General features: G+C 73.4%; 21 protein-coding genes and 1 pseudogene. 6 read left to right on the top strand and 16 right to left on the bottom strand.

Going from position 1 to position 23,815, the window contains the following annotated elements; genetic code table 11:
* Nucleotides 1–186 precede the first annotated feature (186 nt).
* The gene (locus JQX11_RS16360) at nucleotides 187–1,395 is read left to right on the top strand and encodes an amino acid deaminase/aldolase (RefSeq protein ID WP_204925809.1); all 1,209 of its coding nucleotides are present in this window, start codon (nucleotides 187–189) and stop codon (nucleotides 1,393–1,395) included.
* Between the two features lie 99 nt (nucleotides 1,396–1,494).
* On the opposite strand, the gene JQX11_RS16355 is transcribed toward JQX11_RS16360, so the two are convergent.
* A complete protein-coding gene (locus JQX11_RS16355) occupies nucleotides 1,495–2,070 on the bottom strand; it encodes a TetR/AcrR family transcriptional regulator (protein WP_204925808.1) in 576 nt (191 codons plus the stop codon).
* Between the two features lie 225 nt (nucleotides 2,071–2,295).
* Here JQX11_RS16355 and JQX11_RS16350 point away from each other — a divergent pair, with 225 nt between their 5' ends.
* Nucleotides 2,296–3,603, top strand: coding sequence for a D-arabinono-1,4-lactone oxidase (locus JQX11_RS16350; protein WP_204925807.1), 1,308 nt, complete (start codon nucleotides 2,296–2,298; stop codon nucleotides 3,601–3,603).
* A gap of 87 nt (nucleotides 3,604–3,690) precedes the next feature.
* Here JQX11_RS16350 and JQX11_RS32525 read toward each other — a convergent pair whose 3' ends face one another.
* The 8 genes from JQX11_RS32525 to JQX11_RS16315 form a co-directional block, all read right to left on the bottom strand.
* Entirely contained in the window at nucleotides 3,691–4,113 is a 423-nt protein-coding gene (locus tag JQX11_RS32525; RefSeq protein WP_307826210.1) for a DUF559 domain-containing protein, read from the bottom strand.
* A gap of 46 nt (nucleotides 4,114–4,159) precedes the next feature.
* The gene (locus tag JQX11_RS32520; RefSeq protein ID WP_232377965.1) at nucleotides 4,160–4,678 is read right to left on the bottom strand and encodes a hypothetical protein; all 519 of its coding nucleotides are present in this window, start codon (nucleotides 4,676–4,678) and stop codon (nucleotides 4,160–4,162) included.
* A gap of 146 nt (nucleotides 4,679–4,824) precedes the next feature.
* Nucleotides 4,825–7,680, bottom strand: coding sequence for a type I DNA topoisomerase (gene topA, locus JQX11_RS16340; protein WP_204925806.1), 2,856 nt, complete (start codon nucleotides 7,678–7,680; stop codon nucleotides 4,825–4,827).
* A 442-nt stretch (nucleotides 7,681–8,122) separates the two neighbouring features.
* On the bottom strand, nucleotides 8,123–8,725 hold the full coding sequence (locus JQX11_RS16335; RefSeq protein WP_372444598.1) for a hypothetical protein: 603 nt from the start codon (nucleotides 8,723–8,725) through the stop codon (nucleotides 8,123–8,125).
* On the bottom strand, nucleotides 8,716–9,258 hold the full coding sequence (locus tag JQX11_RS16330) for a hypothetical protein (protein ID WP_204925805.1): 543 nt from the start codon (nucleotides 9,256–9,258) through the stop codon (nucleotides 8,716–8,718). Before JQX11_RS16330 ends, JQX11_RS16335 begins: the two co-directional genes overlap by 10 nt.
* A gap of 106 nt (nucleotides 9,259–9,364) precedes the next feature.
* Nucleotides 9,365–11,752 (bottom strand): sodium-translocating pyrophosphatase, encoded by a 2,388-nt coding sequence (locus JQX11_RS16325; RefSeq protein WP_204925804.1) that lies wholly within the window; start codon nucleotides 11,750–11,752, stop codon nucleotides 9,365–9,367.
* Between the two features lie 316 nt (nucleotides 11,753–12,068).
* A complete protein-coding gene (locus JQX11_RS16320) occupies nucleotides 12,069–12,503 on the bottom strand; it encodes an ATP-binding protein (RefSeq protein WP_204925977.1) in 435 nt (144 codons plus the stop codon).
* Entirely contained in the window at nucleotides 12,503–12,859 is a 357-nt protein-coding gene (locus tag JQX11_RS16315) for an STAS domain-containing protein (RefSeq protein WP_204925803.1), read from the bottom strand. The genes JQX11_RS16320 and JQX11_RS16315 overlap by 1 nt, the downstream gene beginning before the upstream one ends.
* Before the next feature lie 132 nt (nucleotides 12,860–12,991).
* On the opposite strand from JQX11_RS16315, the gene sftH reads away from it, so the two are divergent.
* From sftH to JQX11_RS16300, 3 genes are all read left to right on the top strand, one after another.
* On the top strand, nucleotides 12,992–15,397 hold the full coding sequence (gene sftH, locus JQX11_RS16310) for a DEAD/DEAH box helicase (protein WP_307826209.1): 2,406 nt from the start codon (nucleotides 12,992–12,994) through the stop codon (nucleotides 15,395–15,397).
* 170 nt (nucleotides 15,398–15,567) lie between these two features.
* Complete coding sequence (locus JQX11_RS16305; RefSeq protein WP_204925801.1) at nucleotides 15,568–15,771, top strand: hypothetical protein; 204 nt, start codon at nucleotides 15,568–15,570, stop codon at nucleotides 15,769–15,771.
* Between the two features lie 162 nt (nucleotides 15,772–15,933).
* Complete coding sequence (locus tag JQX11_RS16300; RefSeq protein ID WP_088643463.1) at nucleotides 15,934–16,512, top strand: LURP-one-related family protein; 579 nt, start codon at nucleotides 15,934–15,936, stop codon at nucleotides 16,510–16,512.
* A gap of 291 nt (nucleotides 16,513–16,803) precedes the next feature.
* Here JQX11_RS16300 and JQX11_RS16295 read toward each other — a convergent pair whose 3' ends face one another.
* The 7 genes and pseudogenes from JQX11_RS16295 to ssd form a co-directional block, all read right to left on the bottom strand.
* On the bottom strand, nucleotides 16,804–17,241 hold the full coding sequence (locus JQX11_RS16295; protein WP_204925800.1) for an Rv3654c family TadE-like protein: 438 nt from the start codon (nucleotides 17,239–17,241) through the stop codon (nucleotides 16,804–16,806).
* Nucleotides 17,242–17,477: 236 nt separating this feature from the next.
* A pseudogene (locus JQX11_RS16290) lies at nucleotides 17,478–17,822 on the bottom strand (TadE family type IV pilus minor pilin); the annotation flags it as partial.
* Nucleotides 17,819–17,986, bottom strand: a complete 168-nt coding sequence (locus tag JQX11_RS16285; RefSeq protein WP_204925799.1) for a DUF4244 domain-containing protein — start codon at nucleotides 17,984–17,986, stop codon at nucleotides 17,819–17,821. The pseudogene JQX11_RS16290 and the gene JQX11_RS16285, both read right to left, overlap by 4 nt.
* A 25-nt stretch (nucleotides 17,987–18,011) precedes the next feature.
* Nucleotides 18,012–18,737, bottom strand: a complete 726-nt coding sequence (locus JQX11_RS16280; RefSeq protein WP_204925798.1) for a type II secretion system F family protein — start codon at nucleotides 18,735–18,737, stop codon at nucleotides 18,012–18,014.
* Entirely contained in the window at nucleotides 18,737–19,552 is an 816-nt protein-coding gene (locus JQX11_RS16275) for a hypothetical protein (RefSeq protein WP_232377964.1), read from the bottom strand. The genes JQX11_RS16280 and JQX11_RS16275 overlap by 1 nt, the downstream gene beginning before the upstream one ends.
* A complete protein-coding gene (locus tag JQX11_RS16270) occupies nucleotides 19,549–20,754 on the bottom strand; it encodes a TadA family conjugal transfer-associated ATPase (protein WP_204925797.1) in 1,206 nt (401 codons plus the stop codon). The genes JQX11_RS16275 and JQX11_RS16270 overlap by 4 nt, the downstream gene beginning before the upstream one ends.
* Nucleotides 20,751–21,854, bottom strand: a complete 1,104-nt coding sequence (ssd, locus tag JQX11_RS16265) for a septum site-determining protein Ssd (protein WP_204925796.1) — start codon at nucleotides 21,852–21,854, stop codon at nucleotides 20,751–20,753. The genes JQX11_RS16270 and ssd overlap by 4 nt, the downstream gene beginning before the upstream one ends.
* Nucleotides 21,855–22,285: 431 nt before the next feature.
* Here ssd and JQX11_RS32515 point away from each other — a divergent pair, with 431 nt between their 5' ends.
* Nucleotides 22,286–23,134: a VHL beta domain-containing protein gene (locus JQX11_RS32515; protein ID WP_232377963.1), complete on the top strand. Its 849-nt coding sequence runs from the start codon at nucleotides 22,286–22,288 to the stop codon at nucleotides 23,132–23,134.
* Nucleotides 23,135–23,815 lie beyond the last annotated feature (681 nt).

Raw genomic sequence — 23,815 nt, 5'->3', positions numbered from 1 at the left:
ATGGCCGTACCTCCACGCGCCGGCCCAACACTGGGCAGTCCCGGTGCAACACTCTAGACCCGGTGGGGGCCTCCCCACCGGCGACATTCTCCTGCTCGCCGAGCCTAGGCCGCTGACGCCACCGTCCGCAGCCCGGTAGGACGTGAGGGTATTTCGCATTGCCGTCCGGACAGTTAGCGTGCATTCGTGGCCATCGACAGCGACACCCTGCGCGAACGCCTCGACAAGGCGACCGCCCACCTCGACCCGCCCTACGCCGTGGTGGACCTCACCGCCTTCGACGCCAACGCCGCCGCACTGGCCGCCCGCAGCGCCGGTAAGCCGGTCCGCGCCGCCAGCAAGTCGATCCGGTCCCGCGACCTGCTCGACCGGGCGCTCGGCCGGGCCGGCTGGGCCGGCGTGATGGCGTTCACCCTGGCCGAGGCGAACTGGCTGGTCCGCTCCGGCGCGACCGGCGACGCGCTCGTGGCGTACCCCACCGCCGACCGGGGGGCGCTCGCCGCCCTGGCCGGTGATCCGCAGCTCGCCGCGGCGGTCACCCTCATGATCGACAGCACCGAGCAGCTCGACCTGATCGACACGGTGTGCGCCCCGGGCCGCCGACCCGAGATCCGGGTCTGCCTCGACCTCGACGCCTCCTGGCGACCCCTGCGCGGCCGGGTGCACGTCGGGGTCCGCCGCTCGCCGGTGCACAGCGCCCGGGCGGCCGGCGCGCTCGCCGCCGCCGTCGCCCGTCGGGCCGGCTTCCGGCTGGTCGGCCTGATGTCGTACGAGGCACAGATCGCCGGGCTCGGGGACGCCCCGCCCGGACAGGCCGCGCTCAGCGCCGCGATCCGGATCGCCCAGCGCGGGTCGTACCGGGAGCTGCTGGCCCGACGGGGTGCGGCGGTCGCCGCCGTCCGCGAACACGCCGACCTGGAATTCGTCAACGGCGGTGGCACCGGCAGCGTGGCCGCCACCAGCGCCGACCCCTCGGTCACCGAGGTCACCGCCGGCTCGGGGCTGTACGGCCCGACGCTGTTCGACGCCTACCGCGCCTGGCGGCCGACCCCGGCGGCGTTCTTCGCCTGCTCGGTGGTCCGCCGCCCGACGCCGGAGATCGCCACCGTGCTCGGCGGCGGTTGGATCGCCTCCGGACCGGCGGCGACGAGCCGGCTGCCGCGGCCGTGGCTGCCGGCCGGGCTGGAACTGGTCGGCACCGAGGGCGCGGGCGAGGTGCAGACCCCGCTCACCGGCGCCGCCGCAGCCGCCCTGCGGATCGGCGACCGGGTGTGGTTCCGGCACGCCAAGGCCGGCGAACTCTGCGAACGGGTCAACGACCTGCACCTGGTCGACGGGGACAGCGTGGTCGCCACGGTGCCCACCTACCGGGGTGAGGGCCACGCCTTCCTCTGATCCGCCCCTCGCGGTGCCGGTCCCGGGCCGGCCGTCGACGGCACGGAACCGGCTGCGGCCGGCCCCGGGGCGGCTTCGCGGGCCGGCCGGGGCGGTCGGTCAGGGCTGGGCGGCGGGTTCGGTCGGGGCCTCGACGTGCCGGTGCAGGTACTCCCGGATGAGCGCCTTGGCCTCGGCGAGGACCCGTTCGTCGCCCTCCTGCTTGCGGCGGAACGCCAGCTTGATCAGGGCGTCGGCGGCCTCGACGGCGATCTCCAGGCAGAACCGCAGCCGCGGCTCGTCGACCATGCCGAACCGCTCGGTGAGCACCCGGGCCAACTGGTCGGCGATCACCCCGTTGTTGTCCCGCTGCTCGTCGAGCAGGTGCAGGTCGACGACGTCACCGAAGTGCAGGGTCCGGAAGCCCGGGACCGTCCGGTGCATCGAGATGTACTCGTCGATGCCCGCGTCGACGCCGTCCCACCAGTGGGTCAGGTCGTCGGAGGCGAAGCGCTCGTCGAGCCGCTGGAGGTAGGACTCCATCGTGCGCAGCGTCAACGCCTGGACTATCGCCCGCTTGTCCGGGAAGAACTGGTAGACCGACCCGATCGCCACCTCGGCCCGCTCGGCGAGCAACGTGGTGGTCAACCCCTCGTACCCCACCTCGTCGACGAGCTCGGCACAGGCGTCCAACATCCGTTGGACGCGCGCGACACTTCGACCCTGCACCGGAACGCGGCGCAGCGGCCCGGTCGTGGCGGCTGGTGTGGACACTCGACGCCACCCCCCTTCGACGGAAGAACATATCCACATGTCACGAGGCCGTGACTACCGGTACAACGAGCGGACCTCGATTGCGGTATTTACCAGGCACAACGTTCCTGATATGAAGGCAGTTCACGTTCATGTCGAGGAGCGCCGATGGCCGGTACCACCACCGCTTGGTCCAACTGGGCGGGCAACCAACGCAGCGTCGCCACCGCCATCCTGCGCCCTACCACCGTCGAGGACACAGCCGAGGCGGTCCTGGACGCGGCGGGCGCGGGCGAGCGGATCAGGGTGGTCGGCAGCGGTCACTCGTTCACCCCCATCGCCCTGACCGACGGCCGGCGGATGGAATTGTCCGCCCTCGTCACCGGCGTCCGGGTCGACCGGGACGCCCGGCTGGTCACCGTGCCCGCCGGGACGACCCTGCGGGCGCTCAACGCGCTGCTCGCCGGGCACGGCCTGGCCATGCCCAACCTCGGCGACATCGACGCGCAGACCATCGCCGGGGCGATCTCCACCGGCACCCACGGCACCGGCGCCGCGTACGGCTGCCTGTCCACCTTCGTCGAGGCGCTCACCCTGGTCACCGGCACCGGCGAGGTGCTGCACTGCTCGGCCGAGGAACACCCGGACATCTTCGCCGCCGCCCGGGTCGGCCTGGGGGCGCTCGGCGTGCTCGTCGAGGTCACCCTGCGCTGCGTCGACGCGTTCACCCTACGCGCACACGAACGCCCCGCCCCGCTCGACGAGGTGCTCGGCGACCTGTCCGGTCTCATCGGCCGGCACGACCACGTCGAGTTCTACTGGTTCCCGTACACCGACCGGGTGCAGCTCAAGACCAACGACCGGGTGCCCGCCGACGACCGGCCGCTGCCCCGCTGGCGGGGCTGGCTGGACGACGACTTCCTCGCCAACACCGTCTTCGCCGGGGCCTGCCGGCTGGGTCGGGCCGTCCCGACGCTGGTGCCCACGATCAGCGCGGTCTCCGCCCGCGCGCTCACCGAACGCACCTACACCGGCCGCTCCGACACGGTCTTCTGCACCCCGCGCCGGGTCCGCTTCGTGGAGATGGAGTACGGCATCCCGCGCGCCGCCCTGCCGCAGGCGCTTGCGGAACTGCGCCGCCTCGTCGACCGGCTGCCCTTCAAGGTGCTCTTCCCCGTCGAGGTGCGGTTCACCGCCGCCGACGACATCTGGCTGTCCCACGGCTACGGCCGCGACTCCGCCTACCTCGCCGTCCACCAGTACGTCGGCATGCCCTACGAGCCGTACTTCCGGGCTTTCGAGGAGGTCGCAGCGGGGCTGGGCGGCCGACCCCACTGGGGCAAGCTGCACTACCGGGACGCGGCCTCCCTGGCGACCGTGTACCCGAAGTTCGCCGACTTCCAGGATCTGCGGGCCCGCCTCGACCCCGGCCGGGTCCTCACCAACCCCCACCTCGACCACATCCTCGGCCCCTGACCCGCCCCCACGACGATCTTGGAGAGAAATGGCCCCTGCGGGGGCACTTTCCCTCCAAGATCTGGTGGACGCACGGGGCGGGGTCGGTCAGCCGGGCCAGCCGGCCGCGCGCAGGGCGGCACGGAGTTGGGCGACGACCTCGTCGGGGCGGGCCCGCAACGCCCAGGCCGGAAAGCGGAGCACCCGGTCTCCCTCGATCCAGAGAGAGTTCTGCCGTCGCATGTCCGCCCAGGCGTGGGCCGGGTCGAGATGCTGTCCTCCGTCTATCTCCACGTGCACCCGCCACTGGGCGAAGTACGCGTCGAGGTAGCGGCGTCGGCCGGCCGGGTCGTACCGGACCTGTTGCCGGGTCGGAGCCGGCAGGCCGGCCCGGCGGGTCAGGTCGAGGAAGTCCAGCTCACCGAGTGAGTGGGAGCCGCCTGCGGCATCGGTGACGATCGCGGTCACCAGTGCCCGGCGGCGCAGGCGCGGCAGCCGGGCCAGCACCTCGTGTACCTCCCCGCCCGTCACCAGGCGCTGCTGGAAGGCCGCCGCGACGATGGCGCGCGCCTCGTCGTCACCTGCCGCCCACTGGGCCGCGTCGACGACCGACCGCGCCGGGCCTGGTACGGGGAGGCTGCCCGACGGTGAGCACGTCCTGCGGGGGTAGAAGGGTGGTCCGGTGCACGCGTACCCCCGGCGGCAGCACGTCGCGGCGGGACGATGCGGGGAGCAACAGGTCGACCGGGCGGGCCCGGAAGCCGCGCAGACCGCCGGCCTGGGCCGCGCTGAGGCCACCCAGCACGGCGTGCGGCCCGGCAGCCAGCACGGCGATCCAACGGAACTGTCCGGCGTCTACGGGACCGTTGTGCGTCACGAACACCGCCCGGTGGACCTGCCGCCACCGTCCCGCCTCCACCCGGTGCCGGATCGCCTTGCGGGACAGGTACCGGGATGCCTGGGCCAGGCTGATCACGTCCTCCTGTCGGAAGCGCAGCCAGGTCAACTCGTCCGCGTCGTCGGCGGGAAGCGCCCGCCGGAGCCCCGCACCCGCCCGTACCCGTCGACCGGACCCCGTACCCCTTCGAACCGTCACCCCCGCACACTGCCCACCAGCACCCGTCACGCGCAGCCCCTGTGGACAACGGGTGGATCTTGGAGGGAATCGACCCCCGGAGGGGCCGTTTGCCTCCAAGATCCACCGCGTCGGCGAGCGACCGGGGTGGCTGGGGGACGGGTGGGTTACTCGGCGGCGGTGGTGGCCTTGCGGGGGGCGGCCTTCCTGGCCGGGGTCTTCTTCGCCGCCGTGGTGGTGGCGGTGGTCGTCTTCTTGGCGGCCGTGGACTTCGCGGCGGCGGCGGTCTTCTTCGCCGTCGTCGCCTTGGTCGCCGTGGCCTTCTTGGCCGCCGCCTTCTTGGCGGGGGCCTTCTTCGCCGCCGCCTTCTTCGGGGCCGGGCCCTTCGCCCGCTTCTCGGCCAGCATCTCCGACGCCTGCTCGATGGTCAGCTCCTCCGGGGTCTGCCCGCGCCGCAGCGACGCGTTGAACTCCCCGTCGGTGACGTACGGCCCGAACCGGCCGTCCTTGATCACCAGTGGCTTCTCGGTCAGCGGGTCGACGCCCATCTCGCGCAGCGGGGGCGCGGCGGCCCGACGCTGGCGGGTCTTCGGGGCGGCCAGCAGGGCCAGCGCCTCGTCGAGGGTGACGGTGAACATCTTGTCTTCCGAGTCCAGCGAGCGGAACTCGTCACCGCGCTTGACGTACGGGCCGTAGCGGCCGTTGTTGGCGACGACCTCCGCGCCGTCCGGGGCGACCCCGATCACCCGGGGCAGGCTGAGCAGCTTCAACGCCTCGTCGAGAGTGAGCGAGTCCGGGGTCTGCGTGCGCAGCAGCGACGACTTGCGCTCGCCGCTGGCGACGTACGGGCCGAACCGGCCGGACTTGAGCACGATCGGCTCCCCGGTGGCCGGGTCGTCGCCGAGCTTGCGTTCGCCGCCCCCACCGAGGAACAGCTCGTGCACCTTCTCCGGGGTCAACTCGTCGGGGGCCAACCCCTCCGGGATCGGCGCCCGGTCGCCCTGGCTGCCGCCCTCCTCGCCGTCGGCCTTCGGTGCCGGCTGCTCGCCGGGCAGGGCCCGCTGGAGGTACGGCCCGAACCGACCGACCCGGACGACGACCTCGCGCCCCTCGTCGTCGGTGTGCAGCGGGATCGAGTTGACGCTACGCGCGTCGATCTCGCTGAGGTTCTCGGTGACCAGCTTCTTCAACCCGCCCGCGTGGGCGATGGCCTGGTCCCCGGTGCCGTTGCTGCTGCCGAAGTAGAACGCGGTGAGGAAGTCGACGGCGGCGTGGTCGCCCCCGGCGATCTCGTCCAGCTCGTTCTCCATGCTGGCGGTGAAGTCGTAGTCGATCAGGCGCGGGTAGTGCCGTTCCATCAGACCGATCACCGCGAACGCCAGGAACGTCGGGATCATCGCCTGGCCGCGCTTGGTGACGTAGCCCCGGTCCTGGATCGTCTGCATGATCGACGCGTACGTCGACGGGCGGCCGATGCCCAGCTCCTCCAGTGCCTTGACCAGCGACGCCTCGGTGTAGCGCGACGGCGGCTGGGTGTGGTGGCCCTGCGCGGCCAGCTCGTCGGCGGTCAACGGCTGGTCCTTGACCAGGGTCGGCAGCCGACGCTCGGCGTCCTCGGCCTCGGCGTTCTCGTCGTCGCTGGACTCGACGTACGCCCGCAGGAAGCCCGGGTCGGTGATCGTCTTGCCGGTGGCGCCGAAGTCCGCCTCCTCCTGCGCGGCGGAGACCGCCCGAATGCGCACCGAGACGCTGGAGCCGACCGCGTCGGTCATCTGCGAGGCGATGGTCCGCCGCCAGATCAGCTCGTAGAGCTTGAACTCCTCGCCGGACAGCTCCTTGGCCACGTCGCCGGGGGTGCGGAAGTTGTCACCCGCCGGGCGGATCGCCTCGTGCGCCTCCTGGGCGTTCTTCACCTTGCCGGTGTAGCGGCGCGGCTCCGGCGGCACGCTGCGCTCGCCGTACAGCTCGACGATCTGCCGGCGGGCCGCCGCGATGGCCGTCTCGGAGAGGTTCACCGAGTCGGTACGCATGTAGGTGATGTAGCCGTTCTCGTAGAGCCGCTGCGCGGTGCGCATCGTCTGCTGCGACGAGAACCGCATCTTGCGGGCCGCCTCCTGCTGGAGGGTCGAGGTGATGAACGGCGCGTACGGGCGACGGCGGTAGGGCTTCTCCTCGACCCGGGTGACGGTGAACGGCCGCCCGTCGAGGCGGGCCGCCAGGCCCCGCGCCCCGCTCTCGTCGAGGTGCACCACGCCCGCGCCGGGCCGCACCCGCCCGGTGGTCGGCTCGAAGTCCTTGCCGGTGGCGATCCGGTCACCGTTGAGCGCGACCAGGGTGGCGTTGAAGGTACGCGGGCCCTCGCCCGGGTTGGCCACCGCGAGGGTGGCGAGGATGTCCCAGTACTCCGCGGTGCGGAAGGCCATCCGCTGGCGCTCCCGCTCGACCACGATCCGGGTCGCCACGGACTGCACCCGGCCCGCCGAGAGCCTCGGCATGACCTTCTTCCACAGCACCGGGGAGACCTCGTAGCCGTAGAGCCGGTCGAGGATGCGCCGGGCCTCCTGGGCGTCGACCAGGTCGCGGTCGATCTCGCGGGGGTTCGCCACCGCCGCCTGGATGGCCGGCTTGGTGATCTCGTGGAAGACCATCCGCTTGACCGGCACCTTGGGCTTGAGGGTCTCCACCAGGTGCCAGGCGATCGCCTCGCCCTCGCGGTCCTCGTCCGTGGCCAGGAAGATCTCGTCGACCTCCTTGGCCAGCTTCACCAGCTTGCTGATCTGCTGCTTACGGTCGGCCGAGACCACGTAGAGGGCGTGGAAGCCGTTGTCGACGTCCACCCCCAGCCGGGCCCACGACTCACCCTTGTACTTGGCCGGCACGTCGGCGGCGTTGCGGGGCAGGTCCCGGACGTGGCCGAAGCTGGCCTCCACGACGTACCCCGGGCCGAGGTAGCCCGAGATCGTCTTGGCCTTCGCCGGTGACTCGACGATGACCAGACGGGTGGTTCCAGCTCTGCTCGGCACGTCTCTCCCCGACCTCGCTCCTGCTCCAGGCCCGTTTCGGGCCGTGTTGCGCCCGCCGGACCACCGTCGGTCCGGATGTCCAACGTAACGCGCCGCCCCGGCTCCGGGTCCCGGGGGCGGCAAACAGCGTCCGCGCGGCGGCACCGCCGGCGCCGCGCGGCCTCAGTGACCGGACGGCGCCACCGTACACCGTGGGTAGGCCCCGAAGTGGGCCACGGTGACGACGCCGGCCCTCCGACCTGGGCGAACCCAGGTGTTCACAGAGTGAGACGACTAGCATACTCTCCGCGATACCGTCCATGATCGGACGCCCGGCCGGTCTCGGCTGATCGACTCCAGTGGGCCGAAGTGGCGGCATCCGGTCGCTCCGATACCGCAACACAGCCCCCGTAGAGCCGATCACCACCCGGCCCCCGGGCGGCGGCGGGCCCGGGCGGGGCGGTCACGGCCAGAGGTCGGCGGGGGCGGCCGGCGGGCGGTCGCCGACCAGTTCGGCCAGCCGGGCCAGCCGCCGCCCACCGATCCGGTACGCCGGGCCGCCCGCCTCCACCTCCAGCAGCGCCGCCGGCAGGCCCACCACCGCGAGCGCCGCCCGCACCACCGGCCACCACGGCTCGTCCCGCCGGTCGAGGCGCAGCAGCAACCCGGCGTCGTCGGCCGCCCCGGCGGCGGCCAGCCACAGCCGCAGCCGCCGACCGTGCAGGTGGAACCGGGGCGGCGGCCGCTTCACCCCACCGGCCAGCCAGGCCGTCGCCAACGGCGCCAGCGTGGTCAGGTACGGGGTCCGCACGACGTAACGCTGCTCCCCGGTCGACTCCCAGCCCGCCGCGAGCCCCCGCCGGGCCAACTCGTCGACGAGCACGTGCACCCGCCAGGCCGCGTCCACCCCGACGGACAACCGGGCGGTACGACCCATCCGGTGCACCTCCCCCGGGCCGGCGAGCAGCCCGGCCAGGTCGGCGACGGACGGATCGGCCGCCTCGGTGCCGAACAGCGACAGCTGACGCCCCGGTTCCCCGGGCGGGTCGGCACGCCTCAGCGACACTCCGGAACCTCGTCGAAGGCCTGCTTGAGTTCTGTCGAGTTGAGCCGCCCGGTGTCCAGCGCGCTCGCGTCGTACTCCTGGTTGAGCGTGTCCACCGCGGCCTGGACGCCGTCGTAGAAGGCGGCGGCCCGCGTGGTGTCCAGGGCGTCGATGGTGTCCCCGGCGCGGCCGTAGGCGTCCCTGATCTTCGCCAGGGAGGTGCGGAACCCCTTCGACACCTCGTCGCCGTGGTCCGTCTCCGGGATGCCCGCGTCGGCGATCCGGCGGCGGGCCGTCTCGCTCGCCTGTTCGGCGCCGCCGAAGAGCCGCACCAGGTTCTCCTTCGCCTGCGCCGGGGTGGTCTGCGCGGTCATCTGCTGGTGGGTGCTGCTGGTGAGCTTGCTGATCTCGGCCCGCCACGGGGTGAGCGCCTCGCAGACCGACGCCGCCCAGACCCGGGGGCTGGGCCCGCCACCGCACCCGGCCACGACGAGTACGACCGTGACGAGGACCGCCGTGAGCTTCCCGGCGTCACCCGCCCGACACGTACGCATGCGTTGCAGCGTACGGCCTCCGGGCGATTGCGCCAGCGGTCAGGTTTCGGGTGCACCGCCCGACGCGGCGGGCCCCCGTGGGACCGGGGACCCGCCGCGTCGTGACTCAGGCGTTGGCGGCTTCGACCCGCTTCGGGTCGTTGCCCGTGCCGGTGCCGCCACCGTCCGGGGTGGAGTCCATGGCGACGCCCTTGCGCTTGCTGAACACCACCGCCGCGACCACGATCAGGGTGGCGACCACCGCGACCGTCAGGCGCAGCGGGGTGTTCCGGTCGTCGCCGACGCTCCAGGCCACCACGGCCGGCGCGATCAGCAGCGAGACCAGGTTCATCACCTTGAGCAGCGGGTTGATCGCCGGGCCGGCGGTGTCCTTGAACGGGTCGCCGACGGTGTCGCCGATGACCGTCGCCGAGTGCGACTCGGAGCCCTTGCCGCCGTAGGAACCGTCCTCGACGAGCTTCTTGGCGTTGTCCCACGCGCCACCGGAGTTGGACAGGAAGACCGCCATCAGGGTGCCCGCCCCGATCGCCCCGGCCAGGTAGGAGGCCAGCGCGCCGGGACCGAGGCCGAAGCCGACCGCGATCGGGGCGAGGATGGCCAGCAGGCCGGGAGTCATCAGCTCGCGCTGCGCGTCGCGGGTGCAGATGTCGACGACCTTGCCGTACTCGGGGCGCTGGGTGCGGTCCATGATGCCGGGCAGCTCACGGAACTGCCGGCGGACCTCCATCACCACCGCGCCGGCCGAGCGGGACACCGCGTTGATGGCCAGCCCGGAGAAGAGGAAGACCACCGCCGCGCCGATGATCAGACCGACCAGGTTGCGCGGGTTGGCGACGTTGAGCGCGTTGAGGATCTCGCTGCCGACGTCCCCGACGCCCGCGTCGGAGTAGGCGGTGCGCAGCGTGTCGGTGTACGAGCCGAACAGCGCGGTGGCCGCGAGCACGGCGGTGGCGATCGCGATGCCCTTGGTGATCGCCTTGGTGGTGTTGCCGACCGCGTCCAGTTCGGTGAGGATCCGCGCGCCGTTCTCGTCGATGTCACCGGACATCTCGGCCACGCCCTGCGCGTTGTCGGAGATCGGGCCGAAGGTGTCCATCGCGACGATCACGCCGACGGTGGTGAGCAGGCCGGTGCCGGCCAGCGCGACCGCGAACAGCGACAGGGTGATGGAGCTGCCGCCGAGCAGGAACGCGCCGAAGACCCCGGCGCCGATCAGCAGCGCCGAGTAGACCGCCGACTCCAGGCCGACGCTGATGCCGGCGAGGATGACGGTGGCCGGGCCGGTCTGCGAGCTCTTGCCGATGTCCTGCACCGGACGCCTGTTGGTCTCGGTGAAGTAGCCGGTCAGCGCCTGGATGGCGGCGGCCAGCCCGATGCCGATGACGACCGCGGCGATGGTCACCCCGCGCGGGCCGAGCGGCGGGTCGCCGCCGTCCACGCCGAGGCTGGCCCGCCACTCGGGGCCGAGCAGGTCGGCCCAGGTCGGCTGGAGGTAGAAGTAGGAGGCGATCGCGACCAGCACCGCGGAGAACAGGGCGGAGAGATAGAAGGCCCGGTTGATGGCGGTGAGGCCGTTGCGGTCGGAGGCGCGCAGCCGGGTGATGAACACCCCGACGATCGCCACCAGGACCCCGATCGTGGAGATGATCAGCGGCAGGACCAGGCCGTCCTCACCGAACGCGGCGCGGCCGAGGATCAGCGCCGCGACCAGCGTCACCGCGTACGACTCGAAGAGGTCGGCGGCCATACCGGCGCAGTCGCCGACGTTGTCGCCCACGTTGTCGGCGATGGTGGCGGCGTTGCGCGGGTCGTCCTCGGGGATGCCCTGCTCGACCTTGCCGACCAGGTCGGCGCCGACGTCGGCGGCCTTGGTGAAGATGCCGCCGCCGACCCGCATGAACATGGCGAGCAGGGCGGCACCGAAGCCGAAGCCCTCCAGCACGGTCGGCGCGTCGCCCTTGAACAGCATGACCACGAGCGCCGCGCCGAACAGGCCGAGGCCGACGGTGAGGAAGCCGACCACGCCGCCGGTCCGGAAGGCGATCTTCATGGCGGCCTCCCGGCCGCCGGCCGCCTCCCGGGCCGCGGCGGCGACCCGCAGGTTGGCGCGGGTGGCCAGCCACATCCCGGCACCGCCGATGAACGCGCTGAACAGGGCGCCGACCACGAAGAACGCGGACCGGCCGATCTTCACCGCCAGTTCGCTGCCGTCGGTGTCGTGCACCGGCAGCAGGAAGAGCAGCACGACGGCGACAACCACGAAGATCGCCAACGTCCTGAACTGCCGGAGCAGATAGGCGGAGGCGCCCTCCTGCACCGCGCCGGAGATCTCCTGCATGTTGGTGGTGCCCTTACCGGCTGCCAGCACGGCCTTGGTCAAGGCGGCGGCGAAGACGAGTGCCACCAGCGCGATGACCGCGGCGATGACGACGTACGTCACGTTCTCTCCGGTGAGGGACAGCGCGCCGCCTTCGGCGGCCAAGGTCCCGGACATCTATGTCCTCCTGTACCGAACACTGTCGCGCCGGCCAGTGGACGTATGGCCGACGCCTGGATGCGGTGGCGCACGTGCTCCGAACCCGCCGCCACGGAAGATGATCAACATCCATATCCGCTGGCTGCGGGAACGATCACGTACTGACAACTCACAGACTGTAGCCCTGCCCAGTGTTGGAGGTCACACCTGGGGGACGCCGTGTTCGGATGATCTCTGTAACTGTGTTATGAGGAAAAATCTGATATAGGAGGCCATCAACGCTGCGAGGTCGTGACCCACCAAGGGTCACGACCTCGCATACGTACAGTGACAATCAGCGACCGACCGGCCACACCATCCGGACCTCGGTCCCGATGCCCTCGGCCACCGGCCGCACCTGGAGGTCCTCCACGAAACCGGCGAGCAGCGCGAAGCCCACCCCGGTGGTCAGCGCCTCGTCGGTCAACGCCTCGTTGGCCAACTCGTCGGCGTTCAACGCGGCCAGACCCAGCCCCGCCTCGATCGGCGCCCGGTCCACCACCCGCACCGAATACGCTCCGGAGTCGGACATCTCCACGAGCACCGGGTCGGCCAACCCGTACTGGTGGTGCAGGGCGACCGCCCGGGTGCACGCCTCACCGATCGCCAGACGTACCTCGTCGAGCAGATCCTCCCGGACCCCGGCCCGACGGGCCACCGCCACACCGACCAGGCGGGCGGTGCGCACGTGCACCGGCGCCGGCGAGAAGGAGAGCCGGACCGTCGCCATCACGCGCCGGGGACGGTGGGGTCGGCGGCGATCGCCGCGTCCACCGTCGGGTGCAGGGGGAAGACCTGGTCCAGGGCGGTGATCCGGAAGATCTTCAGCAGCGGCTCCTTGTCGCAGACCAGGGCGAACGACCCCCCGGCCGACCGCAGCCGCTTCAGGGCACCGACCAGCACACCCAGGCCCGTGGAGTCGAGGAAGTCCACCCGCCCCAGGTCGACGACCACCCGCCGGGCACCGCCGTCGATCAACTCCAGGAGCCGTTCGCGCAGTCGGGGTGCGGTGTAGACGTCCACCTCACCGCCGACCTCGAGCACCGTGTGTTCCCCCACGGTGCGGGTCGCCAGCGACAGCTCCATCAGTCCTCCTCCGAGAGCCGTAAACTCTCCTGGGCATCTAACCATCCCCGCCGGACGGCCTGACGAGGTCACCGGCGGCGACTCCTCCATACCCACCGGCCCGGTTGTTCAGCACCGAACACCAGTGCGAGAGTGCAGGACGTGAACCCCGCAGCCACCGCCACCGCAGGCCCCGGCACCGGGCGAGGCCCGGCCGAGCTGCTGCACCGGCTGCGCACCCGCCACCCGGTCGACCCGGTCACCCACGTCGAGCGGGTGCCGGCCCGCGCCGGGCAGCAGGCGCCGTGGCCGCAGTGGGCCCCCGAGGAGCTACGGGCGGCGTTCGCCCGACGCGGCGTCACCGCCCCCTGGCGGCACCAGGCCGAGGCCGCCGAGCTGGCGTACGCCGGGCAGCACGTCGTGGTGGCCACCGGCACCGCGTCCGGCAAGTCCCTGGCGTACCAGCTCCCGACGCTGGCCACGCTGCTGGCCGACCCCCGGGCCACGGTGCTCTACCTGGCCCCCACCAAGGCCCTCGCCGCCGACCAGCTCCGCGCCGTCGCCGGCCTCGACCTCGACGGGGTACGCCCCGCCACCTACGACGGGGACACCCCGCGTACCGAACGGGAGTGGATCCGCCGGCACTCCCGGTTCGTGCTGACCAACCCGGACATGCTGCACCACGGCCTGCTACCCGGGCACACCCACTGGTCGGGGTTCCTGCGCCGGCTGACGTACGTGGTCGTCGACGAGTGCCACACCTACCGGGGCGTGTTCGGCTCGCACGTGGCGCACGTGCTGCGGCGGCTGCGCCGCCGGTGCGCGCAGTTCGGCCGTACCCCCGTGTTCCTGCTCGCGTCGGCGACGTCGGGTGACCCGGCAGCGACCGCCGGACGGCTCACCGGCGTGCCCGTCACCGCCGTCACCGAGGACACCTCGCCGCGCGGCGGGGTCACCTTCGCGCTCTGGGAACCGCCGCCGCTGCCGCCGCCCGCCGACGTGGGGGCCATCGCCGGCGTCGGGGCCCCCGCCGACGACCTGACCCAGGTCCGTCGGTCGGCGCTGCGGGAGACCGCCGACCTGCTCGCCGACACCGTCGCCGAGGGGGTACGCACGCTCGCCTTCGTCCGGTCCCGGCGCGGCGCGGAGGTGGTCGCCGCGAACGCCCGCCGGGCACTGGACGAGGCGGTGCCCGGCCTCGGCGAGCGGGTCGCCGCCTACCGGGCCGGGTACCTGAAGGAGGAACGCCGGAAACTGGAGCGGGCCCTGCTCCACGGCGACCTGCTCGGGCTGGCCTCCACCAACGCGCTGGAACTCGGCGTCGACCTGGTCGGGCTGGACGCGGTGCTGATCTGCGGCTGGCCGGGCACCCGGGCGTCGCTGTGGCAGCAGGCCGGCCGGGCCGGGCGCTCCGGGGACGAGGCACTCGCCGTGCTGGTGGCCCGGGACGACCCGCTCGACACCTACCTGGTGCACCATCCGGAGGCGCTGTTCGGCCGCCCGGTCGAGGCGACGGTGCTCGACCCGGCCAACCCGTACGTGCTCACCCCGCAGCTCGCCTGCGCCGCCGCCGAGTCCCCGCTCACCCCGGCCGACCTGGAACTGTTCGGCGACGGGGCGAAGGAGGCCGTCGACGAGCTGGTGCAGGCCGGTGACCTGCGCCAGCGGCCCACCGGCTGGTACTGGCGGCACCGGGAACGTCCCGAGATCGACCTACGCGGCCAGGGCGGGGCGCCGGTCTGCGTGGTGGAGGCGTCCACGGGGCGGCTGCTCGGCACCGTCGACGGCGGCTCGGCGCACTTCCTCGTCCACCCGGGGGCGGTCTACCTGCACCAGGGCGTCTCGTACGTGGTCGACGCGTTGGACCTCGACGACGGGTGCGCGCTGGTGCACGCCGAGGAGCCGGACTGGTCCACCCACGCCCGGGACGTCACCTCGCTCTCGGTGGTGTCGGTCCGCTCGTACCGGGACGCCGGCCCGGTCGGGCTCTTCCTCGGCGAGGTGGACGTCACCAGTCAGGTGGTCTCCTACCAGCGTCGCCGGATCGCCTCCGGCGAGGTGATCGACACCCGCCCGCTGGACCTGCCGGCCCGGGAGCTGCGGACCGTCGCGGTCTGGTTCACGCTCTCCCCGCAGTCGTTGGCAGCGGCCGGGGTCGAGCCGGCGGACGTGCCGGGGGCGTTGCACGCCGCCGAGCACGCCGCGATCGGGCTGCTGCCGCTGATGGCCACCTGCGACCGGTGGGACATCGGCGGGCTGTCCACCGCCCTGCATCCGGACACCGAGGCACCCACCGTGTTCGTCTACGATGGCCATCCCGGCGGGGCCGGCTTCGCCGAGCGGGCCTACCGGACGGCGGCGGCCTGGCTGGGTGCCACCCGGGACGCCGTCGTCGAGTGCGGCTGCGAGTCGGGCTGCCCGTCCTGCGTCCAGTCCCCGAAGTGCGGCAACGGCAACAACCCGCTGTCCAAGTCGGGCGCGGTCCGGGTCCTCGACGTGGTCCTGGCCAACCTGTCCACCACCACCGCGCCCGCCCAGCCCGGCCCGGCCGACCGGTAGCGGAGACCCGGCCGGCGGTCTCACTGCGTGGGGCGGGCCGCCATTGACTCCCGGGATCGTGCTTGAGCGGAACGACATCTGGGCATTGATGCATGGGAGCGCTTCCATCGATAATCGGAAGTGCCCCTCACCGCCGACCCTGCCGTTCATGCCGACCCGGAGGAGAAGCCGTGGCCGACACCATCGCCGAGACCGTCGACCTGCTCTACACGATCGACCAGGACAATCTCACCCCCGACCAGTTGATCGCGCTGGGTGCCGCCCTGGCCGGCCTGGCCCAGGCGGAACGCCTGGACCAGATCAACGAGCGGCTGCGGGGAATCCACCAGGTGCTCAACACCTGGGCGCTCAAGGCGACCGCCGACGGACGCTGACGGCGGGCGCTCTGCTCGTGGGGCGGCCGCCCGGCGACGCCGGGCGCTGACGGGGGCGGCCGCCCGGCGACGCCGGGCGCTGACGGGGGTGGCCGACCGGCGACGCCGGGCGCTGGTCGTGGGGTTGTGCGAGACTCCGGCGCACCCTTCGGAGGAGTTCTCATGCAGTTGGACAGTTTGCAGGCACAGCACCAGTTCCACGTCCGGCAGCGGATCCGGATGATGGTCAACCAGTACGAGGTCCGGGCGGTGGCGGCGGACGGCACCGAGGGCGAGTTGCTGGCGTTCGCGCAGCAGAAGCGGCTCGCCTTCAAGGAGCAGGTCACGATCTACTCCGACGACTCCAAGCAGCACCCGCTGCTCGGTTTCAAGGCCCGTCAGCGGCTCGACCTCGGTGCCACGTACGACGTGACCGATCACGCCGGCACACCGATCGGGCTGTTTCGCAAGGACTTCGCCCAGTCGCTGCTCCGCTCGACCTGGCACGTCGAGCAGGCCGGCCTGCCGCCGATGACCGGCCAGGAGCGCAGCATGCCGGTGGCCCTGCTCCGCCGGTTCGTCGACTCACTGTCCTGGCTGCCGTACCACTTCGACTTCACCGCCGGTGGTCAGCCGGTGTTCTCGGTGATCAAGAAGTGGGGGCTGCGGGACCGTTACGTCGTCGAGGTGCCGCACCCGCAGATCGACAGGCGACTGGTGATCGCCATGGCCATCGGTCTGGACGCGCTCCAGGGCCGCTGAGCCACCCGCCGCCCGGTTGCGGGTCGGGCCGGTCCATCCTGCTTCCAGGTTGGCCGGCCCGATCTGCTCCCAGGTTGGCCGGCCCGACCTGCTCCCAGGTTGGCCGGCCCCGCCCTGCTTCGGGGCGGGGACGGTCAGCCTTGTTCCGGGGTTGGCCGCCCGCCCTGCTCCGGGGCCGGGCGGCCCGCCCTTGTTTCGGGGCGGGCCGGCACGCCTTGTTGCGGGGCAGGCCGGCACGATCCGACCGGCCTCAGCACCGGACCGCGCTCAGACCAATCAACCACGGACCGGTCAGCCCCGGACCGGGCCGGCGCGGGCGGTGGTGGTGGCGTACCGCCGCAGCCCTGGCAGCGGGGTGACCGCCACCTCGACCGTCACCACCACGTCGAGCCCGTCCGCCCGGCAGGTGACCAGCCGGGCGGCATTGGCGCGGACGAACTCGTCGGCGGTCGCACAGGCCACTCCGGCACCCTGCGGCGCAACGCCGGCCCCCGCGAGGGCGCCGAAGTCGGCAGCGACCCGGGCCTGGTGCCGCGCCAGCCGGGCCGCGCCGATCGCCGCCCCGAACAGCCCGACCAGCACGAAGACCAGGCCGATGGCGAGCACCAGCACGGTGGCCCCACCCCGGTCGGCGACGCCACCGGGCCTCTCCCCTCCGGGACCCGGCACCCCGACTCGGCGAGCAGCACGCTGGAGCCGGCAGGCGCGGCTCACGGGCCGGTTCCCCACTCGCCCGCCCCAGGTCCACCCTCATCCGGGACGGGCACATCCGGGGTTCGCGCGTCCAGGACTGGCACAGCCGGTTCCCCTACGCCAGGTTGCGGCATTCCGGGCTGGGGTGCGCCAGGTCTCGGCGGGCCTTGCTGGGGTACCTCCGGTTGCGGTGGGCCCGGCTCCGGCGTGGGCAGTTCCCACATGCCCGGCGGTGGTGCACCGGGTTGCGGTGCACCGGGCTGTGGTGCACCGGGTTCGACGGCGGCGACCGTGCCTGCCTCGACGGTGAGTCGGGGCAGCCGGGCACCGAGCGCGCGGACCGGGGCGCGGACCGTCGCGGTGACCCGCCCCTCGCGCACCACGATCGACACGTCCGCCGCCTCCGGTGCGATCCGGGTGCCCGCGCCGGTCCCGTCCTCGCCCCGGGAGGCAGCGAGCGCCGCCTCCCGGGCCGCATCCAGGCAGGCCGCCTTCGTGGTGACCGCGTCGACGGCGGTGATTCCGGCGAACAGGAGCAGGAGCAGCGCCGGCAGACCGGTCGCCAGTTCGGCGGTGAACGAGCCCCGGTCCCGACCGGCCGGCCGGCGCGGTCTCACTTCAACGCCCGGTCGATGACCGCCGTCAGTGCCGCCTGCACGTTGCCCGAGGTGAGCACCTTGAGCAGGATGCCCGCGAAGGCGACGGCGGCGAGGGTGCCCACGGCGTACTCGGCGGTGTTCATCCCCGCGTCCCCGCGCAGCCGGCTGAGGAGTTTGCGCATCGTTCGTTCCTTTCTCGATGTTGGGTCACAGCACGTCGCCGAGGACGGCGACGATCACCGGCACCAGGCCGGCGAGAATGAAGGCCGGCAGGAAGCACAGGCCCAGCGGCAACACGATCAGCACGCCGGCCCGCCGGGCGGACGCTTCCGCGGCCGTGGAGCGGTCGGCCCGGAGATCGTCGGCGACGCGACCGAGGGCACCGGCCAACGCCGCCCCGCTGCGGGACGAGCGCAGTGCGGCGGCCACCATCCGGTCCGCCCCGGGCACCGGTGCCAGGTGGGCCCACGCCTCCGACGGCTCGCCGCCGAGCAGCAGCGTCCGCCCGATCCGAGCGAGGCGGGCGGCCAGTGGGCCGTCCAACGCATCGGCCACCGCGAGCACCGACCGGTCCACCGGGGCGCCGGCCCGCATCGCCGCCGCCAGCAGGTCAGCGGCGAGCGGCAGGTCAGCGGCCTCCCGAAACCGGCGCTTCCGCACTGCGGGCGGGGTGATCCGTCGCAGTAACCGGTCCGCCACCGGGGCGGTCACCGTGCCGCCCAGCACACCGGGCCAACCGCCCACCAGCAGCAGGACCGCCACACCCGCCAGGGCGGCCCCGAGCCGTATCCGGTCCGGCCACCAGCCCGGCCGGCTCCGGTCGGCACGCCGCCCGGTCAAACCGTTCCACCGCCGGCCGGCCCGGTTGCCGCGCACCGCGACCAGTAACGCGGCCAGGACCAGGCAACCGGCCGACAGGTGATTCGGAGACATCACCCGCCTCCGCCGGGGACGGTGCCCAGCCGCTCGGCCCAGAGCAACCCGCCGGCCTGCAGACCCATCGCGACGAGGGCACAGCCGGCCCCGACCGGGGTGTGCAGCAGCACCGCCAGCGGATCGACGCCGATGCCGTAGCCGAGGGCGATGCCGCCGAGCGGAAGCGCGGCCAGCAGCAGCGCGGTGGCGTTGGCCCCTGCCGCCTGGGCGGCGGCACCGGCCAGGCCCCGGTCGAACGCCCGCGCGTCGGCCTCGACGCGTTCGAGGAGTTCGGCCAGGGGCGCTCCGGTCCGGTCGGCGAGCCGGACCGCCGACCGGGTCAGCCGGGCGAGCCGGTCCGTCCCGGCCGGGTCGTCGTCCGGACCCGCCGCCCCGGGTTCCGGGCTCGGCGCGGCTTCACGGGGAACGGGCAGGCCGGCCCGCAGGTCGGCGGCGAGCGCCCCGAGCCGGTCCAGGTGGCGGCGACGTTCCCGGCCGACCTGCCCGGCGAGCCGCCGCCGGTGCACGGCACGTGCCCCGAGCATCCCGTAGCCGGCCAGGAGGAGCGCGGCGACCGGCCCGGCGGCGAGGCCACCCGTACCGGCACCGACGAGACCGGCCAACAGCAGGGCCCTCCTCGGCGGGCCGGACACCAGCCGGGTCAGCAGCCGTCGACCGGTTGCGGGCCGGTGGGGGCCGACAGGCTCCGCCACTGGGTGTCGCGGTGCGGGGAGCACGCTGCGGCGGCGGCGTCGGCTGCTGCGTACCGGCCAGGCGACCACCAGGGCCGCGCCGGTCAGTAGTGCCGCGACCAGCCACAACGGCGACGTCATGCCCGCCCCGTCGTATCGGGTCGGGGTGCCCGCAGCAGGGGTGGCACCGGCACTCCCCGGTCGCGGAGCAGGATCGCCAGACCGGGCCCGGCCGGACCGACGCCCTGCCCGCGTACCCAGGCGGGCACCACCGTCACCAGCCGGTCGGGGCCGTCGGCCAGCAGCAGGCAGATCGACTCCAGCAGCCGGCCGTCAGCGCCCCGACGTACCTGGACCAGCACCTGGAGCGCGGCAGTGACCTGTGCGTGCAGTGCCGCCCGGGGCAGTCCACCGAGCAACCCGAGCGCCTCCAGCCGGGCCGGCACGTCGGCCGGGGTGTTGGCGTGCAGGGTGCCCGCCCCTCCGTCGTGGCCGGTGTTGAGCGCGGCCAACAGGTCGACCACCTCGGCACCCCGGCACTCGCCGACGACCAGCCGGTCGGGACGCATCCGCAGTGCCTGCCGGACCAGCTCGCTCAACCCGATCACGCCCGCGCCCTCCACGTTGGCCGTCCGGGCCTGGAGACCGACCACGTGCGGGTGCACCGGGTGCAGTTCGGCGGCGTCCTCGACCAGCACGATGCGTTCCGTCGTCGGCACCAGGCCGAGCATCGTGTTGAGCAGGGTGGTCTTGCCCGATCCGGTGCCGCCGGTGACCAGGTAGGCCAGTCGGGCGGCCACCACCGCGGCGAGGACCGGGGCGACCTGCTGCGGCACGGTGCCCTGCCGGACCAGTTCGTCGAGGGTGAACGGCCGGTACCGGAAGGTGCGCAGCGACAGGTAGGGCCCGTCGGTCGCCACCGGCGGCAGCACGGCGTGCAGTCGGGTGCCGTCGGGCAGTCGGGCGTCCGCGCAGGGCGAGCCGTCGTCGAGCCGACGCCCGGCCGCGGCGGTGAGCCGTTGGGCCAGCCGGCGTACGTCGTCGACGGTGCCGAGCGGCACCGCCACCTGGTGCAGCCCGGCACCCCGGTCGACCCAGACCCGGAGCCCGTTCACGAGCACGTCGGTGACGTCTGGATCGGCGAGCAGCGGGGCGAGTGGCCCGGCACCCACCAGGTCGTCGTGCACGCGGTCGGCGATCCGCAGCACGGCGGTGTCACCGAGGACGGCGGCGGACGGTTCGGCGCGTACGGCGGAGACGATCGCCGCCGGGGTGACAGGTGTGGTCGTGTCGGCCATCCGCTGCCGGACCCGGGCGGCGAACTCCTCGGGTCGCCCGGTCACGCCGCACCCGGCACGGGCAGCCCGGTCAGGTCGGTGACCAGTTGACGGCAGAGCGCGGCGAGCGGTCCCCGACCGGCGGCGGCCGGTGCCTCGCCGCGTTCCAGCCCCCGGCACAGGGCCGGTTCGGGGCGCAGCGTGCCGGCCAGCGGCAGCCCGAGGGCACGGGCCACCTCGGCCGCCCGCAGCCGGCCGGGGGCGGGACCCCGGACGATCACCCCCAGGGCGGCGCAGTGCGGGGCCGTCGCCGCGACCACCCGGGCTGCCGCGGCGGTCGCCCGCAGTTCGGCGGGCACCACCACGTACGTCTGGTCGGCGGCCTGGAGGGCGAGCACGGCCGCGTCGTCGAGCTGGCGCGGCAGGTCGACGACGACGAAGTCCCGACCCCGGCGGGCGGCGTCGAGGGTGGCGGCCATCGCCGGGGCGGGCAGGGCCAGCGGCTCGCCCCGGTCCCAGGAGAGGACGACCAGGTCACCCCGGTGCGGCAGGGCACGGACCAGGGCGGGCGGGTCGACCCGACCGTCGGCGTCGGTGAGCGACGGCCAGCGCAGTCCGTCCAGGTCCTCCCAGCCGAGCACCAGGTCGAGCCCGCCGCCGAGCGGGTCCGCGTCGACCAGCAGGGTCCGCAGCTGGGCGCGGGCGGCGGTGACGGCCAGGCCACCCGCGAGGACGCTCGCTCCGGCCCCTCCCCGGCCGCCGAGCACGGCGACCGTCCGGGCCGGGGCCGCCGGTTCGCCGCCGGGCGCGCACTCGGTGAACCGGTCGACCAGCCATGGTTCGGCGGCGGGCAGGGTGGCGACGTGCTCGGCACCGATCAACTCGGCGATCTCCCAGCCCGGGTCGAGTTCCCCCGACCGTCCGACCAGCACCGTCCGGGGCCGTCGGGGCAACCGGGCCCGCAGGCAGGCCTGGGCCTGGTCACTGCCGATGAGGACCAGGGGCGCGGGGAGCCAACGGGACCGGGCGGCGGCCGGATCGGCAGCCACCTCCACCTCGGTGCCGCCCGCCGCGGCGAGCCGCAGCAACTCGTCGAGGAGGTCACCGTCGGAGGTGACCAGCAGCGGCAGTCGTCGGTACGGCGGAAGGGAGGTACGGGGTGGCATCACGGCCTCCAGCGCTCGGGGTTGCTGGGACAGACCCTGCGCCGTCGTCGCCGGTCCGCGCCGCCGATGCCGCCTCACCTGTGGACGACGGGGCGGCCTGTGGACAACCCCCGCCACCGTCGGTGATCTGTTATGCGGCCCCGGTGGCGGGATGGCGGGTCATGCTGGTCGTCGGGGTGTCCCGGTCAGCCGTTCGACGTCTCCGTCGACCCGGCAGGAGGGGGGTGACCTGCACCGGAGGCATGTCCAGCGCACCGCCCGGAGCGCCGGGACGACCGAACGACGCCGGCGGCAGCGGGACCGTCCGGGTAAAGAACGCGAAAAAATGTCCTGTTCACCCCGCCGGAGTGATTGACGGCATACCGCCTCGTACGCCGATAATCGTGACCGCCACCGCGAAGGTGGCATCCGCCGCTCTCGGAAACGGGGCCATGGCCGACTCATCCGACGACACACCCCCCACCCTGCGCATCGGTGGCTGGCTGCCGGCACCCCGGTACCGCCAGACGCTGCCGCCCTACCTCGTCCCCCCGGCCGGCCGGCATCTGATCGACGTCCCGGCGTCCGGGTCACCGGGCAACCCGTTGCCGTCCCCCGTGCACGCCGTCGAGCCCGCCGGCATCGGACGGACCCTGCTGTTGGCCGGAGTGGCGTTCGGCCTGGTCACCAGCCTCGTCCTGGCGCTGTCGCCGTTGTGGTCCGGGCCGAAGCGGGACGACGCGGCCCTCCCGATGACACCCTCGTGGGTCGCCGACCGCCCGGATCTCGCGGCCGTGGAGAGCCCCACCCCGGTCGCCGACTACTCGCCCGCCCCGGCCTCGATGGCCACCCGCGCCGCGACCCCGGCCGCACCGCCGCCGGCACCGCCCCGTCAGCCACACCAACCCGCCACGGGTACGACGTCCCGTCCCGCCGCGACCACCACGCCACCCCGGCCGACCCCGACGACCGCCGCGCCCCGCCCCACGCCGAAGCCGCCGACGAACCCGCCCGCACCGGCCGAGTTGACCCCGCTGCCGGGATGGCAGGAACACTCGCTGCGGTCCACTTCGAACGGCCCCTCGACGTACGTCGAGTTCGTCAACGCCCGTAGTTCGCGGGTCGTCGTCTACTGGCTCGACCACCAGGGGCAGCGCCGTCAGTACAAGGTGCTCGACGCGGGCCGGTCCTACCGCCAGCAGACGTACGTGGGGCACCCGTGGGTGGTCACCGACCGGCACGGCCGGGCCCTGGCCTGTTTCCTGCCCGCCCGGACCACGATGCGGGCGGTCGTGCGGTAGCCAGGCCTGCTCCCACATCCCCTTATGGACAGCCGCCGAGCAGGGACTCTTCAGTTGACCGGGTGTCAGCCACCCGACAGACAAATCGCGGGCCTTGTGCTATGCCGCCGCACGCGGGATGCTTGACCGGTCGATCGGCACAGCGCCGCCACAGCACAGCGGCGCCCGGCTGCAACCGGACGCCGCATTCGACTCGACCGCGTGCAACGGAAGGAGTCGGCTTGACTGTAACCCGTCGGGGCCGGGACTTTGAAGGGCCGAACAGCGGGGACGACGAGGGCCACGGCCGCGTGGACCCGGCGTACGCGCCGGAGCCCGACCGCGTATCCATCGTCGCCGGATTCGCCACCACCACCGGACCGGCAATTCGCTAGCGAAGCAGCCCCGTGCCCCGTTCCCGCGACAGGGACGGGGCTGTTTTCATCCGGTCGACCGGCCACCGCACGGATATTCGCCGTCGACCAGCCACCCGGAGTCCTCGCGGAAAGGGACGACCCCCGTCGGGGGGAGACGGGGGTCGTCGAATGGTTCGGCTCCGGGGGGGTTGAGCCGAACCGGCCCGGCGGTCACGGGGGGTGCGACCGCCGAGGGTCTCTCAGCTTTCCGGTACATGAATCGTTGTCGTGGGGACAAGTCTGCCCGAGCGGACTGTTCACGTCGAGTGCTGTCGACCCCACTCAT

Origin of the sequence: Micromonospora humida (genome assembly GCF_016901255.1) — a bacterium.
In the GTDB taxonomy this organism is placed as follows: Bacteria; Actinomycetota; Actinomycetes; order Mycobacteriales; family Micromonosporaceae; genus Micromonospora; species Micromonospora wenchangensis.
This window is presented reverse-complemented; position numbering and strand designations above follow the sequence as displayed.